The organism is Catenovulum maritimum (genome assembly GCF_001050375.1).
GTDB lineage: Bacteria > Pseudomonadota > Gammaproteobacteria > Enterobacterales > Alteromonadaceae > Catenovulum > Catenovulum maritimum.
In genome coordinates, this window is the sequence record NZ_KQ130486.1 from 60,880 (window position 1) to 83,272 (window position 22,393).

The 22,393-nt window shown below is 38.4% G+C and carries 18 protein-coding genes and 3 tRNA genes; 5 read left to right on the plus strand and 16 right to left on the minus strand.

Going from position 1 to position 22,393, the window contains the following annotated elements:
* The coding region (locus XM47_RS18710) for a tetratricopeptide repeat protein (RefSeq protein WP_053084521.1) at positions 1 to 943 on the plus strand (943 nt) is incomplete at its 5' end.
* Positions 944 to 1,042: 99 nt separating this feature from the next.
* Here the strand turns inward: XM47_RS18710 and ylqF are convergent.
* The 10 genes from ylqF to XM47_RS06855 form a co-directional block, all read right to left on the minus strand.
* Positions 1,043 to 1,969 (minus strand): ribosome biogenesis GTPase YlqF, encoded by a 927-nt coding sequence (gene ylqF, locus XM47_RS06810; RefSeq protein WP_048691049.1) that lies wholly within the window; start codon positions 1,967 to 1,969, stop codon positions 1,043 to 1,045.
* Positions 1,970 to 2,122: 153 nt separating this feature from the next.
* On the minus strand, positions 2,123 to 3,262 hold the full coding sequence (locus tag XM47_RS06815) for a sodium ion-translocating decarboxylase subunit beta (protein ID WP_048691051.1): 1,140 nt from the start codon (positions 3,260 to 3,262) through the stop codon (positions 2,123 to 2,125).
* A 10-nt stretch (positions 3,263 to 3,272) separates the two neighbouring features.
* Complete coding sequence (gene oadA / locus XM47_RS06820; protein ID WP_048691053.1) at positions 3,273 to 5,063, minus strand: sodium-extruding oxaloacetate decarboxylase subunit alpha; 1,791 nt, start codon at positions 5,061 to 5,063, stop codon at positions 3,273 to 3,275.
* An 18-nt stretch (positions 5,064 to 5,081) separates the two neighbouring features.
* Positions 5,082 to 5,339: an oxaloacetate decarboxylase subunit gamma gene (locus XM47_RS06825; protein ID WP_048691054.1), complete on the minus strand. Its 258-nt coding sequence runs from the start codon at positions 5,337 to 5,339 to the stop codon at positions 5,082 to 5,084.
* 425 nt (positions 5,340 to 5,764) lie between these two features.
* Positions 5,765 to 5,841: transfer RNA gene (locus XM47_RS06830), tRNA-Arg, on the minus strand.
* 22 nt (positions 5,842 to 5,863) lie between these two features.
* Positions 5,864 to 5,940: transfer RNA gene (locus XM47_RS06835), tRNA-Arg, on the minus strand.
* 20 nt (positions 5,941 to 5,960) lie between these two features.
* Positions 5,961 to 6,053 (minus strand) — tRNA-Ser (locus XM47_RS06840).
* An 811-nt stretch (positions 6,054 to 6,864) separates the two neighbouring features.
* A complete protein-coding gene (locus tag XM47_RS06845) occupies positions 6,865 to 8,292 on the minus strand; it encodes a sulfatase (RefSeq protein ID WP_048691056.1) in 1,428 nt (475 codons plus the stop codon).
* Positions 8,293 to 8,327: 35 nt separating this feature from the next.
* Positions 8,328 to 10,349 (minus strand): methyl-accepting chemotaxis protein, encoded by a 2,022-nt coding sequence (locus tag XM47_RS06850; RefSeq protein ID WP_048691058.1) that lies wholly within the window; start codon positions 10,347 to 10,349, stop codon positions 8,328 to 8,330.
* A 573-nt stretch (positions 10,350 to 10,922) separates the two neighbouring features.
* Complete coding sequence (locus XM47_RS06855; RefSeq protein WP_048691060.1) at positions 10,923 to 11,609, minus strand: hypothetical protein; 687 nt, start codon at positions 11,607 to 11,609, stop codon at positions 10,923 to 10,925.
* A 115-nt stretch (positions 11,610 to 11,724) separates the two neighbouring features.
* On the opposite strand from XM47_RS06855, the gene XM47_RS06860 reads away from it, so the two are divergent.
* On the plus strand, positions 11,725 to 12,405 hold the full coding sequence (locus tag XM47_RS06860; RefSeq protein WP_048691062.1) for a hypothetical protein: 681 nt from the start codon (positions 11,725 to 11,727) through the stop codon (positions 12,403 to 12,405).
* 32 nt (positions 12,406 to 12,437) lie between these two features.
* Here the strand turns inward: XM47_RS06860 and acs are convergent, their stop codons facing one another.
* Positions 12,438 to 14,381, minus strand: a complete 1,944-nt coding sequence (acs, locus tag XM47_RS06865; protein ID WP_048691063.1) for an acetate--CoA ligase — start codon at positions 14,379 to 14,381, stop codon at positions 12,438 to 12,440.
* A 430-nt stretch (positions 14,382 to 14,811) separates the two neighbouring features.
* Between acs and XM47_RS06870 the strand changes: the two genes are divergently transcribed.
* Both XM47_RS06870 and XM47_RS06875 read left to right on the plus strand, forming a co-directional pair.
* A complete protein-coding gene (locus XM47_RS06870) occupies positions 14,812 to 15,150 on the plus strand; it encodes a P-II family nitrogen regulator (RefSeq protein ID WP_048691066.1) in 339 nt (112 codons plus the stop codon).
* A 51-nt stretch (positions 15,151 to 15,201) separates the two neighbouring features.
* A complete protein-coding gene (locus XM47_RS06875) occupies positions 15,202 to 16,464 on the plus strand; it encodes an ammonium transporter (RefSeq protein WP_245623438.1) in 1,263 nt (420 codons plus the stop codon).
* 431 nt (positions 16,465 to 16,895) lie between these two features.
* Here XM47_RS06875 and XM47_RS06880 read toward each other — a convergent pair whose 3' ends face one another.
* Entirely contained in the window at positions 16,896 to 18,059 is a 1,164-nt protein-coding gene (locus tag XM47_RS06880) for an OmpA family protein (RefSeq protein WP_245623436.1), read from the minus strand.
* A 142-nt stretch (positions 18,060 to 18,201) separates the two neighbouring features.
* Positions 18,202 to 18,570 carry a Dabb family protein gene (locus XM47_RS06885; protein WP_048691071.1) on the minus strand — a complete coding sequence of 123 codons (369 nt, stop codon included), beginning with the start codon at positions 18,568 to 18,570 and terminating at the stop codon, positions 18,202 to 18,204.
* A gap of 129 nt (positions 18,571 to 18,699) precedes the next feature.
* On the opposite strand from XM47_RS06885, the gene XM47_RS06890 reads away from it, so the two are divergent.
* On the plus strand, positions 18,700 to 18,975 hold the full coding sequence (locus tag XM47_RS06890; protein ID WP_048691073.1) for a hypothetical protein: 276 nt from the start codon (positions 18,700 to 18,702) through the stop codon (positions 18,973 to 18,975).
* A 26-nt stretch (positions 18,976 to 19,001) separates the two neighbouring features.
* Here XM47_RS06890 and XM47_RS06895 read toward each other — a convergent pair whose 3' ends face one another.
* The 3 genes from XM47_RS06895 to astA are packed head-to-tail and all read right to left on the minus strand — an operon-like array spanning position 19,002 to position 22,367.
* A complete protein-coding gene (locus XM47_RS06895; protein WP_048691075.1) occupies positions 19,002 to 19,829 on the minus strand; it encodes a DUF1338 domain-containing protein in 828 nt (275 codons plus the stop codon).
* An 8-nt stretch (positions 19,830 to 19,837) separates the two neighbouring features.
* A complete protein-coding gene (gene astD, locus XM47_RS06900; protein WP_048691077.1) occupies positions 19,838 to 21,307 on the minus strand; it encodes a succinylglutamate-semialdehyde dehydrogenase in 1,470 nt (489 codons plus the stop codon).
* A 10-nt stretch (positions 21,308 to 21,317) separates the two neighbouring features.
* Positions 21,318 to 22,367, minus strand: a complete 1,050-nt coding sequence (gene astA, locus XM47_RS06905; protein ID WP_048691079.1) for an arginine N-succinyltransferase — start codon at positions 22,365 to 22,367, stop codon at positions 21,318 to 21,320.
* Between the last annotated feature and the right edge of the window lie 26 nt (positions 22,368 to 22,393).

The following is a 22,393-nucleotide window of genomic DNA, read 5'->3' on the forward strand; positions in this document are numbered from 1 at the left end:
CGAACTAGACATCGAATTAGAAATAGATTCTGAACCTGAGCTAGCGCTTGAGATAGAAGCAGATACAGATGATGAATTAGACGCCGAACTAGACATCGACTTAGAAATAGATTCTGAACCTGAACTATCGCTACATATAGAAGCAGATACTGATAATGAATTAGACGTCGACTTAGAAATAGATTCGGAACTTGCACCTGAGCTAGCGCTTGATATAGAAGCAGAGACAGGCGATGAGTTAGACATCGAATTAGAAATAAATTCTGAACTTGAATTGGATGCTACTGCCGCGATTGAAGCAGATTTAAATGAAGAAGTAGAGCCAGATGTTGAGCTTACTCCTAACATCGAATTAAATGCAAATGATGAGCTAACTGAATTAGAAATTGAAGATCTAGCAGAAACCGAAACGCATATAACAACGGCCAATTTAGAGTCCCCTGAACCGGAAAATGCTGATACTAGAGTTGAATCCGTAACAGAGTTTGAACCGATTCTAGATAAGATGCTATTGGTAATTAAAGATTTAACAGAACAAGTATCTGAATTAACCAACCAAGTTAACCAATTAAAAAATCCGACTCCGAGTAAATCTGATTCACTCAAACCTAGCGCACAAAAAATGTTCGCGACAGGTGTATATTACGCTAAAAACAAAGATTACATACACGCGGCTAAATGGTTTCGCCGCTCTGCTATGGCTGGACATGGAAAAGCCATGTTCTATCTCGGTATGATGTTTATCAAAGAACAAGGGCTTCCACAGTCTTTAATTCACAGTTATGTATGGATGAGTCTGGCTCAGGTTTATGATGTGTCAGAAGCTAAAGCAGCTAAAAATGAAATTCAGCATAAATTAACGGCTCGAGAGCTAAATTTAGCGCAGCGACTTGCAGCAGATCGTTATGAAGACATTGAACATGAGTTAATCAAATTACGTTAATAGCCAAAAGTGTTTAAACTAAAGCCAATATATACAAATTAAATAGCCGCATATTTTGCAGCTATTTATAGGTATTTTTTATCCAGTGTTGAAGTTGAATTAACGCTTCTTACGCTTCTTAAATTTCGTTTTTCTTAGTGCGTCTTTCTCTGCTTTCTCAGCCTTAATTCTGTCAACTTCAACCTGCTCAGCAATACACATTTCAGGCGTTTCCATTGAAATTGGCCCCAACACCATTTCACGTAGTTCCGTTAATAAAATTTTTGCCGCTTTATTAATTTCAACTCGACCACCAGAGCGTAAACAGCCTCTCCTTTTACCAACTTGCTCTAAAAACTCATAACCGTTTGGTGCGAGCTCTTCGATTTCATATCGACTTTGGATAACATCTGGGTAAGCTTCGAGTAAGTAATCACCAGCATAAGTCGCAATATCATCTAATTCAAAAGCCGTCTCTTTAATAGCACCAGTCACAGCTAGCCTATAACCTGAATTTTCATTTTCAATTTTAGGCCACAGCATACCTGGGGTATCGAACAACGTAATATTGTGTCCAATATTAATTTTTTGTTGAGACTTTGTCACAGCAGGTTCATTACCCGTTTTCGCAATCGTTCGCTGTGCTAGCGCATTAATGGTTGTCGATTTACCAACATTTGGAATACCCGCAATTAAAGCTCTAATCGGCTTACCCTCAGAACCTTTATTTGGTACTAATTCTTGGCAAAGCTTAATCAATTTTTGCATTGCATCTGTTTTTTTAGCATTAACAGCAATGGCGTCAGTGTTTTTAGTGCTTTTAAAATGTTCAATCCATAAAGCCGTTATTGCTTCATCTGCTAAATCAGATTTATTCAATAATTTAATGCAAGGCTTATCACGGCGAATACTCGCTATCATAGGGTTTTCACTGCTGTAAGGAATACGCGCATCTAAAACTTCTATAATTAAATCTATGTCAGACATAATTTCTTTGATTTCTTTTTGCGCTTTATGCATGTGGCCTGGATACCAGTTAATTGCCATGCGAACCTCTATAAAATTATTAATTCGTGTTAAATTTACGATTACAAACACTGCTTACTTCGCCATCCTCGGCTTCACAGCATAAGCATTAAGTATATCCATATACAAAAAAACCGCTCGTTGAGCGGTTTTTTTAGTTAAGCAAACATCAGTCTATAATGGTGGTGCAACTAAAGCTAATAATATACCTGCGGCAACAGCTGAACCAAGTACACCAGCAACATTAGGGCCCATAGCATGCATTAACAAGAAGTTATGCGGGTTTGCTTCTAAGCCGACCTTGTTCACTACTCGTGCCGCCATAGGTACAGCAGAAACCCCTGCTGCGCCGATGAGTGGATTAATTTTACCGCCAGATAATTTACTCATTAATTTGGCCATAAGTACACCACAAGCAGTACCAATAGCAAATGCAACCGCACCTAAAGCTAAAATACCAAGTGTTTCAACTGTTAAAAATTCTTCTGCCGATAGCTTAGAGCCAACGGACAAACCTAAGAAAATAGTAACAATATTAATTAATTCGTTTTGTGCTGTTTTACTTAAGCGGTCAACCACACCACACTCACGCATTAAATTACCTAAACAGAACATACCAACTAATGGTGTAGCAGCTGGTAAAAATAAGATAGTCCCCATTAATACCATAAGTGGGAAAATCATTTTCTCTTTAGCTGATACAGGGCGTAATTGTTCCATCACAATTTTACGCTCTTTCTCATTCGTTAAAGCTTTCATAATTGGCGGCTGGATAATAGGTACCAAGGCCATATATGAGTATGCTGCAACAGCAATCGCACCGAGTAAATCAGGCGCCAGCTTAGACGCTAAGAAAATAGCCGTAGGACCATCCGCACCACCGATAATCGCGATAGCAGAAGCGTCAGCTAAGGTAAAATCAAAGCCTGGGATAAAGTTAAGTAAAATAGCGCCAAATAAAGTCGCGAAGATACCGGTTTGCGCAGCTGCACCTAATAACAACATTTTAGGATTAGCGATTAACGCACCAAAGTCAGTCATTGCGCCCACGCCCATAAAGATAAGCAGTGGGAAAATACCAGAGCCAATACCAATTTGGTATGTGTAATATAACAAACCGCCTGGTTCAGCAAGGCCCGCGACAGGGATATTAGTTAATACTGCACCAAAGCCAATTGGTAACAATAACAGTGGTTCAAATTTCTTTGAGATGGCTAGATAAAGCAAACCTAAACCAACAAGCATCATGACAATTTGAGCCCATTGGAAGTTTGCTAAACCAGTAGATTCCCAAAGTATGTTAAGACCTTCCATCTAACAACCCTTACGCTACACTGATCATTGGGTCGCCAGTTTGCACTGCATCACCCGTTTTAACATGAACATCGGTAACTTCACCGTCTTTACTTGCACGGATTTCAGTTTCCATCTTCATTGCTTCCATAATAATAACAACATCGCCAGCAACAACATGGTCACCCGGTTTTACATTAACTGTAAAGATGTTGCCAGATAATGGCGCATTTAAAGTTTCGGCTGCTGATACAGAAGCTGATTGAGGGACAGTTTCATCTGCGCCTGCAACGACTTTAACATCTTCAATTGCGCCATTTGGTGCAACATCAACACTATAAACTTTACCGTCAACTCGAACACTATATGATGCTGGTTCGCCTGCCGCTGGTTGAGCTACAGCACTTGGAGCAGCTTTAACTGTTTCATCTTCACCAGTTGGAGCTGGTTCAAATGCATCTGGGTTGTTACGGTTTTCGATAAATTTCAAACCGATTTGCGGGAATAAAGCATAAGTTAATACATCATCTACTTTTTCATCGGCTAAAGTAAGTGATTTTGCCGCAGCTTCTTTTTCTAACTCAGCAGTTAAAGCGGCTAATTCAGGCTCTAACACGTCAGCAGGGCGACAAGTAATAGGCTCTGCGCCTTCTAATACTCTTTCCAATAATTCTTTATTAACAGGTGCCGCAGTTGCGCCGTATTCACCTTTTAATACACCAGCTGTTTCTTTAGTGATAGATTTGTATCTTTCACCCGTTAAAACGTTTAATACAGCTTGGGTACCAACAATTTGTGAAGTCGGTGTAACTAATGGAATGAAACCTAAATCTTCACGTACACGTGGGATTTCTTTTAACACTGCATCTAGTTTATCCGCTGCACCTTGCTCTTTTAACTGGCTTTCCATGTTAGTTAACATGCCGCCTGGAACTTGAGCAGTTAGGATACGTGCGTCAACGCCTTTTAATGCGCCTTCAAATTTCGCATATTTTTTACGAATATCGCGGAAGTAAGTTGCAACTTCTTCCATTTCAGCTAGGTCAATACCAGTATCACGCTCTGTACCTTCAACAATAGAAACAATCGTTTCAGTTGCAGAATGGCCATATGTCATACTCATAGATGAGACTGCTGTATCTAACATATCTATGCCAGCATCAATTGCTTTCATGTATGTTGCAGTGCTTAAACCTGTTGTAGCATGACATTGCATTGCAATTGGCACATCAACAGTTTCTTTTAAGCGAGTTACTAATTCTTCAACAACGTAAGGTTTTAATAAACCTGCCATGTCTTTAATACATATTGAATGAACACCCATGTCTTCAAGTTCACGAGCCATATCAATCCACATGTCCATAGTATGAACAGGGCTTACTGTATACGACATTGTACCTTGAGCATGCGCGCCTTGCTTAATTGCCGCTTTTACAGCAGTTTGCAAGTTGCGAACGTCATTCATAGCATCAAAAATACGGAAAACATCTACACCGTTAGCGTGTGCACGTTCAACAAATTTCTCAACTACGTCATCAGCATAGTGACGGTAACCAAGTAAATTTTGACCACGTAGCAACATTTGTTGCTTAGTGTTCGGCATCGCTTTTTTAAGTTCGCGAATACGAACCCAAGGATCTTCACCTAGATATCGAATGCATGAGTCAAATGTTGCGCCACCCCAGCTTTCTATTGACCAGTAGCCTAATTTGTCTAATTTTTCTGCGATAGGAAGCATGTCATCAAGGCGAAAGCGAGTCGCTAAGATTGACTGATGAGCGTCTCGTAAAACGACGTCGGTAATCGCTAGAGGTTTAGTCATGATAAATCTCCTGCCTAATTATTTATGATCTTGACGATATTGGTGAACAGCTGCGGATATTGCAGCAACAACTTTGTCATCTTTGACATTTTTTTGAACGTTTCTTGTTCTACTAGGTGTTTTAACCGATGTAGAGGCCGGCGCATCGCCACCGACAAGTTTCGACATTAGGTTAATACAGACAATAAGTAAACCTAAAAACAAAAATACTGAAACCATACCAACAAGTAGTAAGTTAGCAGCTTCAAGTAAAATTGAGCCTATATTGTTTTCCATAATAATCTTCAACTAAATTAATAATGTTCAACAGATAACACTCAAACGTATAAAATTCAACCATTGTTTTATTTTACAATCGTAAAACAAGTTCGAATGTCTATCTAAGAATTATGATAATAAACTTTAGCCAGTATAAATCTTCGCTAAGCTTATTAAAACTAAAATTAACCTAACTTGGTAAAACTTATTAACCCTAGCGAGCGCAAGCTACAGGTGCTAAGCAGAAATACCGAAAAGGGTAAAATATATACAACGAAGAATTTGTCTATTGAATATTAGGACTAAAACTGCAAACAAATTCAGCGTTTTCAATTGGAGTTAACTATTATTTAACTCTAAGGCTTATAAAAGTAACTTATTGCCTTTACAATTTATTCAACACTGCTCATTTACTGTTAATCAAGTTTTGATAAACTGAGAAGTGGCGCGCGTGGAAGGATTCGAACCTCCGACCGCCTGGTTCGTAGCCAGGTACTCTATCCAGCTGAGCTACACGCGCATCTTTGAAACTAAATAAATAATGGCGCGCGTGGAAGGATTCGAACCTCCGACCGCCTGGTTCGTAGCCAGGTACTCTATCCAGCTGAGCTACACGCGCACTTTATTTATTTTACGAAATGGCGGTGAGAGAGGGATTCGAACCCTCGATAGAGCTACAAACCCTATACTCCCTTAGCAGGGGAGCGCCTTCGGCCGCTCGGCCATCTCACCGTTTCGTGGGTGCGCATATTAAAGAATCTGAAATTATTGTCAAACCTTTTTAGCTAAATTTCTCACTTTTTCTTAATTAATTTTTAATTTAACCCAATTACGCTTATAAATTCAGCAAACTGTTCAATTTAACTTCAACTTAGGCATTTTAGCCCCTGTTTCACACGCGATAACTGGTCTAAATATGAGCTTGCTTTTAATCTAGTTAAGTTTTTATTTTTAAATTTACGCTTCGATATCATCAAAATAAACTAACGAGTGAAAAACTTATAAAAATTAAAGCGTCCGTCAGTGTGAGTCTTTGGATTATTTTTGAACAATATGCTGCTTGGTTCATTAATAGAGCAGAATAATTAGGGTTTTGTGCCACTCGTCTGAGATTTAAATCTAACTTCACCTGCCCGGTTAAGCAAATAGACGACATCCCCTCCTCTTAGCCTTCAATGTCAATTGATCTGATTCGCCCAAATTCAAAATTTAACTAAACCCCAATTATCTTCTGGCTATAATTTTTAATTTTCAGTTATTAATTCGTTTGAACATCTCGCATTAGTCAACTGGGGCTAGTGCGTTTGTTCAACAGAGAAACGATAAATGAAAATGAGTCATCAGTATAATGTACATAAAAAGCAGGGATTGAATACATTAACAAAGAAAAACGTATGATTTAGCCTGCACGCCTTGGCTTCAAACATCACCCTAGGGCAACAATCGACATTTAGGGCCTTGCATCGAGGGTATGAGAGGGTATATAGAGAAGCCGCTAAATATGCGTATAGCGGCTGGTATACTTACTTTGATTCTAGGTTATCTAGTCTGATGAAGGTATCCATTTTTGTAAATCAGACATAACTGACAGGTATTTCTTATTCCCGGCAAGATTATTGTATTCTCTAGGATCATTATTGTGATCATAAAGCTCCCGACTACCATCATCGTATTGAATGTAATTCCAGTTTTTGTAACGAATGGAATGGTTTTTTGGGTAATAAGTTACAACAGCTGGGTAAGGCCATTCCATATTAGGTTGCTTTAACAAAGGGACTAGGCTTTTGCCACCCAATTTGTGATTCGTATCTTCATCCACATTGACTAAGTCTATTACGGTTGGGTAAACACTTAATAATGAAACTGGTTGATCTATTCTGGCTGGTTTCACGCCCGGTGCTTTAATAATATAAGGCGCATTAGTTGCTTGATGCCAAAGTGAAAATTTTTCCCATCTTTGTTTAGTGCCCACTTGGAACCCATGATCACTCCATAATACGACAACCGTATTATCTTTATATTTGCTCTGCTCTAAGCCTTCTAAAATACGTCCAATACAATCATCTGCAAAAGTAGTGCTGGCTAAGTAAGCTTGAACGGCACGTTTCCATTCAGCCTTATCCGATATCACTTTACGAGCAAAACTAGTAGACCAATTATTACGCTGTCTTTTCGGTATGTCTTGCATATCATCAGCAGGCGATTCTGGTAATTCTATTGATTCAATTGGATACATATCAAAATACTTTTGAGGTGAATGAGGTCTAAAAATACCACAGCCTAAGAAGAATGGTTTATCGTGTGACTTTTGTAAAAAGTCATAGCAATACTCTGCCGTTTGCCAGTCGCCTGTTTGCTCCGTTTTATCTGGAATAGCCCCCCAGATCCCATGCTCTCTTATATAGGGGCTAATTTTTTTCCCTTCGAAAGTTGCAGCACCTTTTAACCAAGCTGCATGACCATCTTTATCTTGGTAATGCTGGCCACCACCAGTTCCAGTTAACACTTTAGCTTGCTCGTTCCAAGAAATATCATCTGATAAAGGCTTAGCATTTTGACTTCTACCTCTTGGATGATGAAATAACTTACCTGCACCAGCAGCATAGTAGCCGTTTTTTCTAAGCAGTTGCGGTAGCGTAACTCTGTTTTGACCACCAGGCATTTTTCTAAAATTACCTTCATTTTTATGTTGGCCTGTCACTTCAGGTCTTTGTCCAGTCATCACTGCAACACGAGAAGGATTACATGCAGGTACAACCGCATGCGCATTAGTAAACTGAACGCCTTGAGCTGCTAAACTATCAATATTAGGTGTTTTAGCTTTTCCTCCCCAAGATTCTGGCCAATTATTTAAATCATCTACCGCTATCATCAAAACGTTTAGAGGTTTATCACTATTTGCGACAACAGGTTCGGCTATCGATAATCCAGCTAAGGCTATTAATGCAGCCGATAAAGATTTTAGTTTCAATTTATTACTTCCTATAGATAGTCAGATTAATCTAGTTAACTGATTTTAAATTCATTCACACAAGTTTTTAATTGCTCACCAGTTTCAACTAACTGCTCACAAGCTTGCTGGTTTTCATGAGCCTGTCCAGCCATTTGCTGTGCATCAGCTTTAATTGCATGAACCCTTTCATTAATTTCATTTGCCACACTCGTTTGCTCTTCTGCAGCAGTTGCAATTTGGATCGACATATCAGAGATAGCATCTAGCTCTTCTCTTAAACCCGAGAAGGCTTCTACACTATCCACAACCACTTTAATCGCTTCTTCTCCTTTACTCTGCAGAGCTAACATATTGGTCACAGCACTATTAGACCCTGCTAGTAAGGTCTCTATTTGCTCGCGAATTTGTTTAGTCGACTCTTGAGTACGGCTTGCTAGCCCTCTAACTTCATCTGCAACAACCGCAAAACCCCGTCCTTGCTCTCCCGCTCTAGCAGCTTCTATCGCAGCATTGAGTGCCAATAGATTAGTTTGCTCTGCGATGCCTTGGATCACATTTAAAACTGTACTTATGGTGTTGGTTTCATCATTCAGCTTTTCGACCACTAAGCTGGTTTTGCCTAGTTCATCAATTAGCTGTTCCATTAAGTGGCGGCCACTATTGGCTACTTCAGCACTTTGTACTGACGTTTGATGCGCTCTTTGCACTGCATCGGTGGTTAGGTGTGAATTTTGTGCAACTTCACCAATCGAAGCTGTCATTTCATTAACTGCAACAGAAACATTATCTGTCGCTTCATTTTGATTGTCTGTATTGCGCATAGTTTGCTGCATGGCTGTTGCAACATTATCTGTGATCCCAGCCACAAAGTGCGTGTGCTTATCAATTTGTTGCAAAGCTTGGTCTACACTAGCAAGTAAATAATTCAGCGCTTTATTCACTTCAGCAACTTCATCAGTTCCTTTAACTGTTACCCGGTAGCTCATATCTTTAGTTTGAGATACATGGTGACAGGCTTTCACTAGGCGGGCTAACGGCTTACTAATACTCAGAATAATTAGATAAGAAACGACTGTGATAACTAAAAGCAACGAAACTAAAACTATGGCTATAGTTGTCAGATTTGATTCCGCCTGCTCTAACTGCTCAGTTAAAGATTGGTTAATTTCATCTAAAACTATCTTTTGTGCTTGATTGTAATAATTTAATGCAGTGGTAGCGATTTCAAACCAATGTTCAGCTGTAATTGGTAGCTTTATTTTGAAATCATTTTTATGGAAGTCGGTTTTTAATTGTTTCTTAAATTGATTTAATTCAACAAAATGATCATGCTGAAATCCATCATTGATGAAATCCCTAACTGAAGAGGATGCATTTCTTTGGAACAGACCATTGTAGGCATTTAACGTAGATTCAATGGTAATATAGTGCCAATAACGACCTACACTGAACGGTCCTTTTTTCACAGCTGCACTAAAAATAAGACCACGTTGCTCACTGATAATATCTTTTGATTGCAATAAATAGTATAGAGAAGTTGCAGTTAGTGAGACTTGTTTATTATCTGAAAGATTGATAATTTCTTCTATTAAATTTATCAGTTGGAAGTTACGAGCCTTGTAGCTATAGAAAGTGAAACCTTTGTCGCCAAATTTATTTTGCAGATTATCGACCGCATCACGGGCCAGCTCTAATTCAGATAAATTCGTTCTAAAATCCGATAGCTTTCGATAAAAATCTTCCAGTTTTTGAAATTCAGGTGTAGCATCAATAAAATGATTAAACTCATTAATCAATCTATCGACTTCTTTGCGCTGGGATCGGACCTCATTAGAATATTGTCTTTTATTCGTGTGGTAGTAACCAAAAGAAAAATCTCTTTCTTCTTCTAATGCTGACAGTAAAACAGCCCCTTTATTAACAAAATCCATCAATAAGCTTAGGTGGCGGATATTGGTTTTTTTATCTGAAGCGTCTTGGTATTTTTCGTACGATAAAATACAAACCACGAGTAAAGGTAACAAAGCAATTACCAAAACACGGGTCATTATTTTCATATTATTGAGAAAATGCATTATTACTCTCCACAAAATTCAATCTGAGTATACAAACAAAAATGTAACCAGCTTGTAATATTTATCAGTTAATTTGTAAGAAAATCAACATAAGTTACAAAACTTTATAATTGTAAATTAGTTAGAAATGCTGCAAACACCGTAAGCTTAAGTAGAGCTAAATCAATATAAATAGCGATAATCAGCTGGAGATAAAAGCCATTTAGGCAAGGCAAGTTGGCACAGGCATAGTGGTTCTATGCCAAGCCAAATTAACGCAGAATAAATGGCTTTTAGCCCAGCCTTTCAGGAACCTCACAGACAGCTCACCTCTGTGTTGTATCATTTTGAAAGGTGCCTACATTCCTGCAATGATACGCCTTGAATTGAACTGTCTGTGATGGCTCTGATACTCGCAATTTATATTGATTTAGCTCTGACTTGAACTCAAGATAAGTAAATTAAAAGTCTTAGTGGGGGGTGTTCATTTATATTGAAAGGCGGTTTGTGATGTTACTATAGAGTCTAATTGACAAAGACTAGGTAGAGCTGAAAGATAGCTGCTACCCTTATGCCCGGATACTTAGACTGTTATTATTTTTTCTTTAACTGACAATTTGAATTTATGTCAGGAGCGGTAGATTCCCAAATTGCAAATTTTTCAATAAAGTTAGGCACCACGCGTTTAAATCGACGCGTTTTCATTTTTCCGACAAAGTAACCAACTCGATTTTGAATGATATTTAGCAACACATTTTTAGGTAGGGTCGAGTTAATATGAACATAAGCGTCTTTAGGTAATTCTAATTTCTGTATGGTCGACTCTAATGCTTTTCTGCCAAATATAGCTTGGCAGACCATATTCAATAACACACCTAAAATGATAAAAGCGTAGCCCACTGTAAATAGATCAAAATAGCCAAAATCTGGGGTACTGTACGCAATCCCGCCTAAAATCAGCATCATAACTAAGCCTAAAGTGACACCAACCTTAATCTCAGCTTTGCCCAATACACGATAAAAGTGAACTCTAAACCATTCTATTGATTCAAAGCTTTGTTGATTTTGCTCATCTGTGAAGGCACTTGCCTTCAAATCTACTCTGTATGTCATCTCAGAGTGACACTTTACACACTGGTTATTTTTATCAGCTTGAGTTCCACCACAAGGTTTACAATAGTAGGTCCCGATTTCAAATGGATTAGACTGGCGGCAGTTTTTACATTTACTCACATCTTCTGAATTTAATTCACCACAATGCAAACACATTAATTGTTTCAAGCAACACCTTTATTATTTAATTATTAATTTAATTGGAGAGATATTAACAAAACCAAGCTTGTACCAACACAGAAAGTCGTTAGACTACGCAAAAATTTACACTTCTGAATGATATATGTTGTCCATAGAACTAAAAAAAGCAATCTCCCATGCGTTTAAGCATAACCTGAAACCAGCATTAACACTCCAATTTTTTGCCTTGATGATGGTTCTTAGTTATTTTTATGTACCAAGTAGCCAAGCTGCGTTCAGCTTTTTTTCTGATTTAAAACAAGAATATGGATTCAGCTATGCTTTTGTTTCGACGAGCATATTTGGAGGTTTGGTTCCTTTTTGCTATTTATTTTTGACTAAGCAATTAAGCGAAAAAAATACGGTTATTTGGTTATTCCTATTTTATTTGATTTTTTGGGGCATAAAGGGAGTAGAAGTCGATGTTTTCTATCGTTTTCAAGGTCAGTGGTTTGGTTATGCTAATGATTGGCAAACGATAGTGACAAAAACCAGTGTCGATCAATTTATTTATAGTGCTTTATGGGCTGCACCTAGCATTACGATTAGTTACTTATGGATGGAAAACAATTTCAATTTTTCGCAAACCATCAAAGCAATTGACCGTAAGTTTATTTTCGTCACTATTCCCAGCATAGTGATTTCAAATTGGATAGTTTGGATACCTGCCGTTTCGATCGTTTATTTAATGCCTGCAGATTTACAAATTCCATTATTTAACTTAATTTTATGCTTTTGGGTATTAATGTTAGCCGTGTTAAATAAAAAAGCCGAGCAAAGTTAGCTCGGCTATGATCTAGCATTTAGTATAAACGCTTACTTGTTCAGACGAGTTTCAACTAACCCTGTTACCACACTAGGATCAGCTAATGTGCTCGTATCACCCAGTTGCTCATGCTCATTTGCGGCTATTTTACGCAAAATACGACGCATAATTTTGCCTGATCTTGTTTTAGGTAAACCTAGAGTCCAATGAATGATATCGGGCGTCGCGATTGGGCTTAAATCTTTCTTAACCCAATCTCTAACCTCTTTGGTTAATGCTTGGTCGAACTCAACGCCTTCCATTGGAATCACATAAGCGTATACAGCTTGGCCTTTAATATCATGCGGGAAACCAACAACTGCTGCTTCAGCTATGGCTGGATGAGCAACTAAAGAACTCTCAATTTCAGCCGTACCTAATCTATGCCCAGAAACATTGAGTACATCATCTACTCTGCCGGTAATCCAGTAATAACCATCTTCGTCACGTCGAGCGCCGTCACCAGAGAAATACATATTCTCATAAGTAGAAAAATAAGTTTGTTCAAAACGATCATGATCGCCATATATAGTTCGGGCTTGACCAGGCCAAGAATCTAACATCACTAGGTTACCTTCCGTCGCGCCTGTCAATATATTGCCATCATTATCAACTAACGCTGGTTTTACCCCTAAGAATGGACGAGTCGCCGAGCCTGGTTTCAATACAGTAGCGCCAGGTAAAGGCGTAATTAAAATCCCGCCTGTTTCTGTTTGCCACCAAGTATCTACGATTGGGCATTCACTGTTACCAATATTCTCGTAATACCAAGCCCAAGCTTCTGGGTTGATAGGCTCACCAACACTGCCTAAAACTCTTAAACTTTTTCTAGAGTTAGTTGCGTATGCTTCATCCCCTTTTGCCATTAAGGCTCTAATTGCTGTCGGCGCTGTGTATAAGATATTAACCTGATGTTTATCAACAATATCACCAATGCGAGAACAAGATGGGTAAGTTGGTATACCTTCAAAGATAACTTGAGTTGCACCATTTGCAAGTGGCCCATAAACAATATAGCTATGCCCTGTTATCCAGCCAACATCAGCACCACACCAATAAATATCATCTTGATGATAGTCAAATATTAGTTCATGGGTTAAAGCTGCATAAACTAAGTAACCGCCTGTTGTATGCATTACCCCTTTTGGCGACCCCGTCGATCCCGATGTATAAAGAATGAATAAAGGATCTTCAGAATTCATGACTTCAGGTTCGCACACAGGTGATAATTCAGCTGTTAGCTGAGCTGCGCAAACATCCAGCTCAGAATTCCAATCGACCTCAGCGCCTGTATGTTTAAAGACTAAATTAGCCGTTACAGAGGTAACGTCTTCTCTGGCTAAAGCTTCATCTACATTCGCTTTTAATGGGATAACTCGACCACCGCGAATCCCTTCATCAGACGTAATAACGACTTTAGCTTGGCAATCGACAATACGGTCTGCGATTGCATTTGGCGAAAAACCGCCAAAAATAACTGAATGGACAGCCCCTATTCTTGCGCAGGCTTGCATCGCATATATAGCCTCACAGATCATAGGCATGTATATCGCAACGCAATCACCTTTTTTAACCCCTAATTTACGCAAGCCATTGGCTAATTTGGCGACTTCATCATGTAATTCTTGGTAGGTTACCTTTTTATCTTGAGTCGGTTCATCCCCTTCCCAAATAAGTGCAACCTTGTCTGCTTTATCTTTTAAATGGCGATCAATACAATTATAAGAAGCATTTAAAGTGCTGTCTTCGAACCAGCGAATATCAATATTACCTTTGGCATAACTCGTATTTTTAACTGTTTGATAAGGAGTAAACCAGTCTAACCTTTTGCCTTGATCTGCCCAAAAAGATTCCGGCTCATCGATTGAATTTTGGTACATCTCAAGATATTGCTCATTGTTAATTAAGCAATTTTCCTTAATGTTTTCTAAGATTGGATATTTAGAGTTATGCATGACTACTCCTAGATTTGTTAGTCTTGTAATTATCAGCTAAGAATAATTAACTGATTTTATTAATATTTTTCTAGTCAATTAAATTTTTTGGAAACCACCAAAGTATACTAACGCAAGTAATTTCACGGATCCTGACAATTATAAACGTGAATACATTGATAATACTAGCATCAAAACAAAAAATGACAGCGCTGTCAAAATATCATAATTCACTCCAACAAAGCAAATATCTCATATCAGTGCATCATAAAATTACTATTTGTTAAAAAAAATACATTTTTTGATCCATTTTTGTGCCAAAACAAATATAATTGCATCTTAATGGTGAACTGCATTCATTTGAACCGTTGAAATTTAACCGTTTATTTGAACCAAACCTATCCGCTAAAAGCTAATAGCCAAATTAAAAACAAGAATTATAGGTAAAGATATGAAAAAAATTACGGCGATTATTAAACCTCATAAGTTAGATGAAGTTCGCTCCGCACTGAGCGACATAGATGTAAAAGGCATTACAGTAACGGAAGTAAAAGGTTTTGGTCGGCAAAAAGGTCATGTTGAGTTGTATCGCGGTGCCGAATATGCTGTCGATTTCGTGTTAAAAACAAAACTAGAGATTGTCGTCACGGATGACAGAGTCGATGCTGTTATCGCGTGTATTATAGAGACAGCTAGAACAAACAAAATTGGCGATGGGAAAATATTTGTCTCTGACGTAGGTCAAACCATCCGAATTCGTACTGGCGAACTAGGTCCAGACGCAGTTTAAAAATCAATTAAATTTATTATAGAGGAATAAACCATGCGTTTATTAGCACTAATGTGCCTACTAATGCCATCATTAGCTATGGCTGACACCCTTGATACAGGTGACACCGCCTGGATTCTAACATCGACAGCGTTGGTGTTGTTTATGACCTTACCTGGCTTATCGCTGTTTTATGCTGGCTTAGTCAGACGAAAAAATGTTTTGTCTGTACTTATGCAGTGCTTTGCCATTGCGTGTATCGCCAGTATTGTTTGGCTGGCTTTTGGCTACAGCCTAGCATTTTCTGAAGGGAATGCATTTATCGGTGATTTTAGCAAAGCCTTTTTAAACGGCGTTACCAAAGAGAGCTTATCAGGAACCTTACCTGAGCCATTATTCTTCATGTTCCAAATGACATTCGCGATCATAACGCCTGCACTTATTGTTGGTGGTTTTGCAGAGAGAATGAAGTTTAGTTCTGTTGTTTTATTCTGTACTGCTTGGCTCATCTTGGTTTATTTCCCTGTTTGCCATTGGGTTTGGGGCGGCGGCTGGTTAGCTGAAATGGGCCTACTTGATTTTGCTGGTGGTACAGTTGTGCACATAACAGCAGGTGTTGGTGCATTAGTGGCGGCTATAGTACTGAAAAACAGAATTGGCTATGGCAGTGCTTCTATGATACCTCACAACCTAACTATGACAGTAACAGGTGCAGGCATGTTATGGGTTGGCTGGTTTGGCTTTAATGGTGGTAGCGCTGTTGCAGCGAATGGTGATGCAGCTATGGCTATGCTAGTGACACATATTTCAGCTGCTGCGGGATCACTAACCTGGATGGCAATTGAGTGGAAAAAATATGGTAAACCTTCTGTGCTAGGCATTGTGACAGGTATGGTTGCTGGTTTAGGTACAATAACGCCAGCATCAGGCTATGTTGGACCTGCCGCAGGTTTAGTTATCGGTGTCAGTGCTGGTATTGTTTGTTTTTACGCGACTTTATTAATTAAACAGAAATGGAAAATTGACGATTCTTTAGATGTTTTCCCTGTCCATGGTGTGGGTGGTATTTTAGGTACTTTCCTCGCAGGTATATTCTGTTCAACTGAATTGGGAATTTTTAGTGGTTACGGTTTTGGTGGCGATAACCAAACAATTGGTGAGCAACTAACAGTTCAACTAATCGGTATAGTCGCTGTCTTCGCTTACACTGCAGTTGTAAGCTTAATCTTACTCAAATTAGTTTCTGTGTTAACTAAAGGGTTACGCATTAATCAAGAAGAAGAAGATCAAGGCTTAGATATTACTAGCCATGATGAGCGTGGCTATAACCTTTAATATTTAACGCCCAATTTAGCCAATCAGGCTGGGCAGGTTACTCTCCGTACCTGTTCAGCCTGAATTTAATTCCACCCTTGTTTACCTGCCCAGCCATTTCCAATGCCATAGCTCCAGCTCCAGCTCCAGCTCCAGCTCCAGCTCCATTAACAGTTTAAGTTAATCGCGTTTGGTAGATATCTTATTACCAAGCTTCCCAATAGCTCTATTGAACACGTTGCAAGACTATACCTTTGTGGCTCTGCTAATTTTTTGTCCGTGGTTAGGTTAAGTAAACAGTGATGGGAATTTTAGAATAAAGTTAGATTGATTTGAGTATGACTGTAGAGCAGTAGGTAATTTTATCCACAAAAAATAAATTCAAGTTAAAACAAAAAAAAGCGCTTGGGTATTAGCCAAGCGCTTTTTAATTAATCTTGAGTCAGTAAGATTTACTTAGCAACAACCGCTGTAATTTCAGCTGTTACACGTCTATTTTTCTTACGACCTTCCGCAGTTGTATTATCAGCGATTGGATTCGCTTCACCTTCACCGCGTGAACTAACTCTAGCGCTATCTACACCAAATTTAGTCACTAGGTAATCTGCAACTTTAGCAGCACGTTTCTCTGAAAGCATTTGGTTGTACGCAGCTGAACCAGATGAATCAGAGTGACCAACTAGAGCAACTTTAGTATCAGGGTATGATTTCATGAAGTCAGCAACTTTCTTAATTTCAGTGCTATATTCTTCAGGCACTACGCTGCTGTTATTAGCAAAAGAAATATACAATTGAATTGATACTTTTTCTTCTAATTTAACAGTACAACCTTTAGCGTCAACTTTAGCGCCAGCAGGTGTCATAACACATTCATCTTTATAATCGTAAACACCATCAGCATCACGATCGAATGGACAACCTTGAGCATTCACACGAACACCACTAGGCGTGTTTGAACACATATCTTTACTGTTTTCAACACCGTCTAAATCGGCATCCATAACAACTGGCTTAGCTTTAGCTGGTTTCTCAGCAGGTTTAGTCGCTTTAGTCGACTTTTTATAAGATGATTTAACATCGCCAAACTGATATTTAAGGCCGATATTAGGCAAGCTATCAATTAGAGTTTCATCAACACTGTATAATAAATCCCACATAAAAGTAGCTGATAAGTTAGGCTGTATGTAATATTCGTAACCACCACCCACACGGATAGCAGTCTCAGTTACTGAACCATTTGCGCTGCTATCATATTCTTGACGACCTAAGCCGACTTTAGCCAAAATGCTATTTTGACCAACCGGCGCATAACGATAAACACCGCTTAAAGACATCAAGCTAATATCAACGCCTTTATTAGTTGTAATACCTGGGTGATCTATATCTGAATCAGCCATATGATAATCGAACTCTACAGCCCAGTTCTTATCAATTTGATAACCAAAACCAAACCAAGGACCTATCGCTTTATCCATATTGTGCACTTCTGTATCAAAAGCGAACATATTTAAACCACCAGTAACGTACGCATTTTTAATATCCGCGTCTGCAGCTGTGGCTTGAGTTGATAGGATTGCAGCAGCGACAGCCGCTAATTTAAAATATTTATTCATCATTAATTTCCTTTACCATGAAGGGTTTTGTAAAAAACAAACTTTGCCTAATAATAAATTACTAAAGCGGCACTTTTATGACCTACATCCTTAGCTAATGTAAAATCTAGCTCATCATATAAAGCTTGTCTAAATTTCCCTTATTTTACTTGGTTTTTACTTCAAAATCATAGACCAGAATCTTATTTATATATGGTTTTATGTGAAATTTCACAAAATTACTGTGTTTTTCTGATTTTAAAAAGCGATCCAAAGCATTTTTGTCTTTAAAAAGCATAGTAACCCCAATATCAAAAGAGTCATCTGCGATAGGCCTTGGATTAGGGATAGAAGCGCCTACCCATATAGACTCAACATCTGTTAATTGATCCAGTGCTTGGGTCTGGTCAATAATATTTTGTTTTACGCTATTATTAGCTTCAGGTTTCAACCACAACAATACCAAGTGCTGGATATCTGCATGTAAACTAAATGAGCTGAATAACAAACAAATAAACATAATTTTAGACTTCATTTTTCTTCCTTTATTAATCTTGTACCTTGCTATACTAACCTCAATCAAAAATAAGAAAACCTCAGATACTTTTCAGCTAGCCTAAGTTATGACACAATTCTTTATCCTTATTTTTATGCTAATGCCCAAATGAAACATTTTTTTAGAACACTTTGCTCTCCCATTTTAAATATTTTTGAATCTGGTACAGAAGCATATAACTACAAACCACTGAATCGAAAAATCTTGATTATTGTCGGGGTTCTGTTTGCAATCTTAACACTCGCGGTTATTTATTTGAGTCCCCAAGGGGAAGCTGGAGTCTTAATTCCTGTCTCAGTTTTTGGGATTACTGGCTTAATTTGTTTAATAGTGGGAGCTTTAGGAACAGATAGAGCCGTAGCTAAAATTTGGGGCAATAAATAACCCGAGTTAGGGGTAAATATCTAAATTTACAGTTTCATATCTGTGCTGTGGAATATTTTATCTGCTGAGCTTGGAACAAACCCTTGATATAAATTAGAAAAAGCATCTTTATTTGAGTGCTCATAGTTTGAAACTAAACTATAGCGCTCAGCAAATTCATAAAAACAACTTGGTAATTCAAGTTGAGTATCAATAAAGTCAACTATCTGCATGTCAGCGAGCGTTGCAGATTGTTTTAATCCAGATTGACTATCCCCTTTAATCTCTCCGCCACTTTGGTTTAATTTAAATCCTGCTTGTTTTATCACTTGATTCACCTGCTCTAAATTCAGATCTGCTAAATGATTTACACTGACTGTAAAGTGATTTGCATGAAAACCTAGTGCGGCCAACCAAGCTGCATATTCGGATTCTTCAAGTAGAGTATAATAATCCGTGCTGGGCAATTGCCAGTGTCGACCACTATAAAAAAAGGATAAATTTAAAACTCGGTTCGAAGCCAAGTTCTGTTCGACCAATTTGCGAATTATAGTTTGAAAATGATGACTAAAACCTGCAACGTTCAACTCTGAAATAAAAATTTTAGGGTAAGGGTTTTCTGCTAATGATAAATAACAGGCATTTAATTTTTTCTCTTTGAAGTGATACGTATCCTGAACTGTATAACCAAGCGGTTCGAGCAATTGTACCAAGCTAGCTAAGTTAATCGGCGCTAGATTAAACGTCCTCAGAGCAATATGATCATTGACTATCTCGCCATATGGTTGCAACAGGGCCTGCAACTTGATAGCACTCGGTGTTAACTTTATATAATCAAGCCATAGATGATGAAAGAAGTTATCTACTTGCTTCATATCAGCCTCTAAAATTTCAAACCCGATGTTATTTTTTCAGGCATTTTTAATTGTTTACTTTCCATAGAAGCAACTGGGTAAGCGCAATAATCAGCTGCATAGAAAGCACTTGGTCTAGCATTTCCACTAAGGCCAATACCACCAAATGGAGCCTGACCGCTAGCACCAGTTAAAGCTTGATTCCAATTAACAATGCCTGCTCTACTCTGCTGGTAAAATTGCAGATATTGGGTATCAAGGTCGGACAAAATACCAGCAGAAAGCCCATACTGCGTATGGTTAGCTATCTCAATGGCCGCTTCAAATTTGTCATAACGAATCACTTGAAGTAAAGGGCCAAAGTACTCTTTGTCTGGTAATTCAGATATATTACTCACATCAATTAAACTTGGGCTGAGCAAAGCGGTTTTAGGTTCAATCAACTGCCCCTCAACTAATAGTTTCCCGCCTTGCTTAACAAGTGATTTTTGCGAATTTAGTATATTTTGAGCAGCATCAAGATCAACTAAAGCACCATAAAAAACGCATGGTTGCTGATCATAATGACCTACTTGAATATTTCGAATATCCTTAATTAATTGCGTTAAGAAAGCATCACCTTGAGGGGATTTTTCTACCAGTAATCTTCTAGCGCAAGTACACCTCTGCCCTGCTGATAAGAAAGCCGACTGTATCGTTAAATAGCTAGCAGCCTTCAGATCCTTAACTTTACCGATAATTAGTGGATTATTGCCTCCTAATTCTAAAGCAACCAGTTTATGCGGTTGATTTAAACAAGCTTGCTGCATTGCAATGCCAGTTTTGGAGCTACCGGTGAAAAACACAGCATCTAGTTTAGGTGACTCAATTAAAACTTGCGCCGTGTCTTTTCCTCCCTGCAATAAATTAATAACGCCTTTTGGCAAACCCGATTGCAGCCAAAGTTCTAGAATAAAATGGGAAGTTAAAGGCGCCTTTTCACTTGGCTTTAACACAATAGTATTGCCTGCAAGTAAAGCTGGAATAATATGACCATTGGGTAAGTGAGCAGGAAAATTAAATGGCCCAAGTACTGCAACAACTCCTCTTGGTTTGTGTCGGGTGATCATTTTAATTTCTGTATCTGAGATTAAAATATCAGCGGTTCTAGCTTGGTAAGAAAGGTCTGATAACTTCACTTTATTAATAACAGCGGTAACTTCGGTATCAGCTTCCCATAGCGGCTTACCTGTCTCTTGTGAAATGATAAGTTTCAGCTGGTTCCGATTTTGCTCTACCTTCTCTGCAAACCCCAAACAATAATCGAGTCTTGTTTGATAACTCAATTGTGACCAAGCATAAAAAGCGCTTCGAGCTGTATCTAACGCTAAATTTATCAGGCTTGGTTCAGCAGCTTTAGCTTGCCAAAGCAAAGTGCCTTTTGTCGAGTCGAATTTACTCAGCTGCTCACCTTCACCAAACAACCAATTATGATTTATGCAAGCACTTGGAAATCTCATATGGCTAGCCTCACAATAATAAAATGCGGCAGCTATCCTTCTCTGTCAATTTTAAATAACTCGCAAGTTTACTTGGTAAGTAAACTTTACCTGCGGCTTTATCAGTAACCACGCTATGGAGTGTCGCTCTAAAGTTTTTCACTTGTGTATTTACGAGTAAACATAGCTCAGCCTGACTCAAATCATCTTGCTGATCTGTAATTTCAACTGCCAGCTTAAGGCTGCTTCTAACACTTCGAATATGATTTAATTCAGCTTCAACCGTGGGACCTGCGTCAAAAATGTCTATATAGCCACGGTAACTAAAGCCTTCATGCTGTAATAACTTTAATGCGGGTAAAGTTTGTTCGTGTACTTTGCCCATTACGGCTTGGGCTTTTTTAGATAATAAATTAACGTAAATGGGTAACTGCGGCATTAATTCGGCAATAAAAGCTTTGTTGCCTATACCACTTAGATAATCAGCAGTCGGAAAGTCTATTTGAAAAAAATTATCCTGTAACCAACGCCAAAATGGAGAGTGACCATCTTCATCGCAAATCCCTCTCATTTCAGCAAATATTCTATCGCTAAACCGATTTCTATGTTCAGCCATAAATAAAAAACGAAACTTAGACAATAATTTGCCATTTAGTCCTTGCCGATATTCTGGCATTAAAAACAGACTGCCAATTTCAGTCGCCCCTGTGTAGTCATTGCATAATGTCAGCAACTCAACAACCTTGTAAACATTTAAAGCATGAGAACTATGGACAATTTTTGATAATCGATAATGATAAAATGGATCAGATAAACCGACAGCAGCATCAATAGCACTGGTACCGACTATCAATTTGGTATCCGTGTCTTCTGCAACAAACAGATAATGGGCCGGTGTGTGATTAAAGTGAAGGTTAGGCTGAGTGTTAATGTCCAGATTAAAAGCTTGAATACTTGATTTAATTCTGTTTTTTAGGAGCGCCTCATCAACCGGCAGTGAGGTGAAACCATGACCAGATGCTTTAGCAATATCAACTAAAGCGTCGAAATCTGTTACTTGGATAGGCCTAATTAAAATCACAGTAACCCCACAGTATCTGTTGACTG

What these genes read in the sequence shown, in the direction of transcription:
- ylqF (WP_048691049.1), bottom strand. Translation starts at nt 1,969, where the DNA reads ATGGCAATTAACTGGTATCCAGGCCACATGCATAAAGCGCAAAAAGAA.
- XM47_RS06815 (WP_048691051.1), bottom strand. Translation starts at nt 3,262, where the DNA reads ATGGAAGGTCTTAACATACTTTGGGAATCTACTGGTTTAGCAAACTTC.
- oadA (WP_048691053.1), bottom strand. Translation starts at nt 5,063, where the DNA reads ATGACTAAACCTCTAGCGATTACCGACGTCGTTTTACGAGACGCTCAT.
- XM47_RS06825 (WP_048691054.1), bottom strand. Translation starts at nt 5,339, where the DNA reads ATGGAAAACAATATAGGCTCAATTTTACTTGAAGCTGCTAACTTACTA.
- XM47_RS06850 (WP_048691058.1), bottom strand. Translation starts at nt 10,349, where the DNA reads ATGCATTTTCTCAATAATATGAAAATAATGACCCGTGTTTTGGTAATT.
- XM47_RS06860 (WP_048691062.1), top strand. Translation starts at nt 11,725, where the DNA reads ATGTTGTCCATAGAACTAAAAAAAGCAATCTCCCATGCGTTTAAGCAT.
- acs (WP_048691063.1), bottom strand. Translation starts at nt 14,381, where the DNA reads ATGCATAACTCTAAATATCCAATCTTAGAAAACATTAAGGAAAATTGC.
- XM47_RS06870 (WP_048691066.1), top strand. Translation starts at nt 14,812, where the DNA reads ATGAAAAAAATTACGGCGATTATTAAACCTCATAAGTTAGATGAAGTT.
- XM47_RS06875 (WP_245623438.1), top strand. Translation starts at nt 15,202, where the DNA reads ATGTGCCTACTAATGCCATCATTAGCTATGGCTGACACCCTTGATACA.
- XM47_RS06880 (WP_245623436.1), bottom strand. Translation starts at nt 18,059, where the DNA reads ATGATGAATAAATATTTTAAATTAGCGGCTGTCGCTGCTGCAATCCTA.
- XM47_RS06885 (WP_048691071.1), bottom strand. Translation starts at nt 18,570, where the DNA reads ATGAAGTCTAAAATTATGTTTATTTGTTTGTTATTCAGCTCATTTAGT.
- XM47_RS06890 (WP_048691073.1), top strand. Translation starts at nt 18,700, where the DNA reads ATGAAACATTTTTTTAGAACACTTTGCTCTCCCATTTTAAATATTTTT.
- XM47_RS06895 (WP_048691075.1), bottom strand. Translation starts at nt 19,829, where the DNA reads ATGAAGCAAGTAGATAACTTCTTTCATCATCTATGGCTTGATTATATA.
- astD (WP_048691077.1), bottom strand. Translation starts at nt 21,307, where the DNA reads ATGAGATTTCCAAGTGCTTGCATAAATCATAATTGGTTGTTTGGTGAA.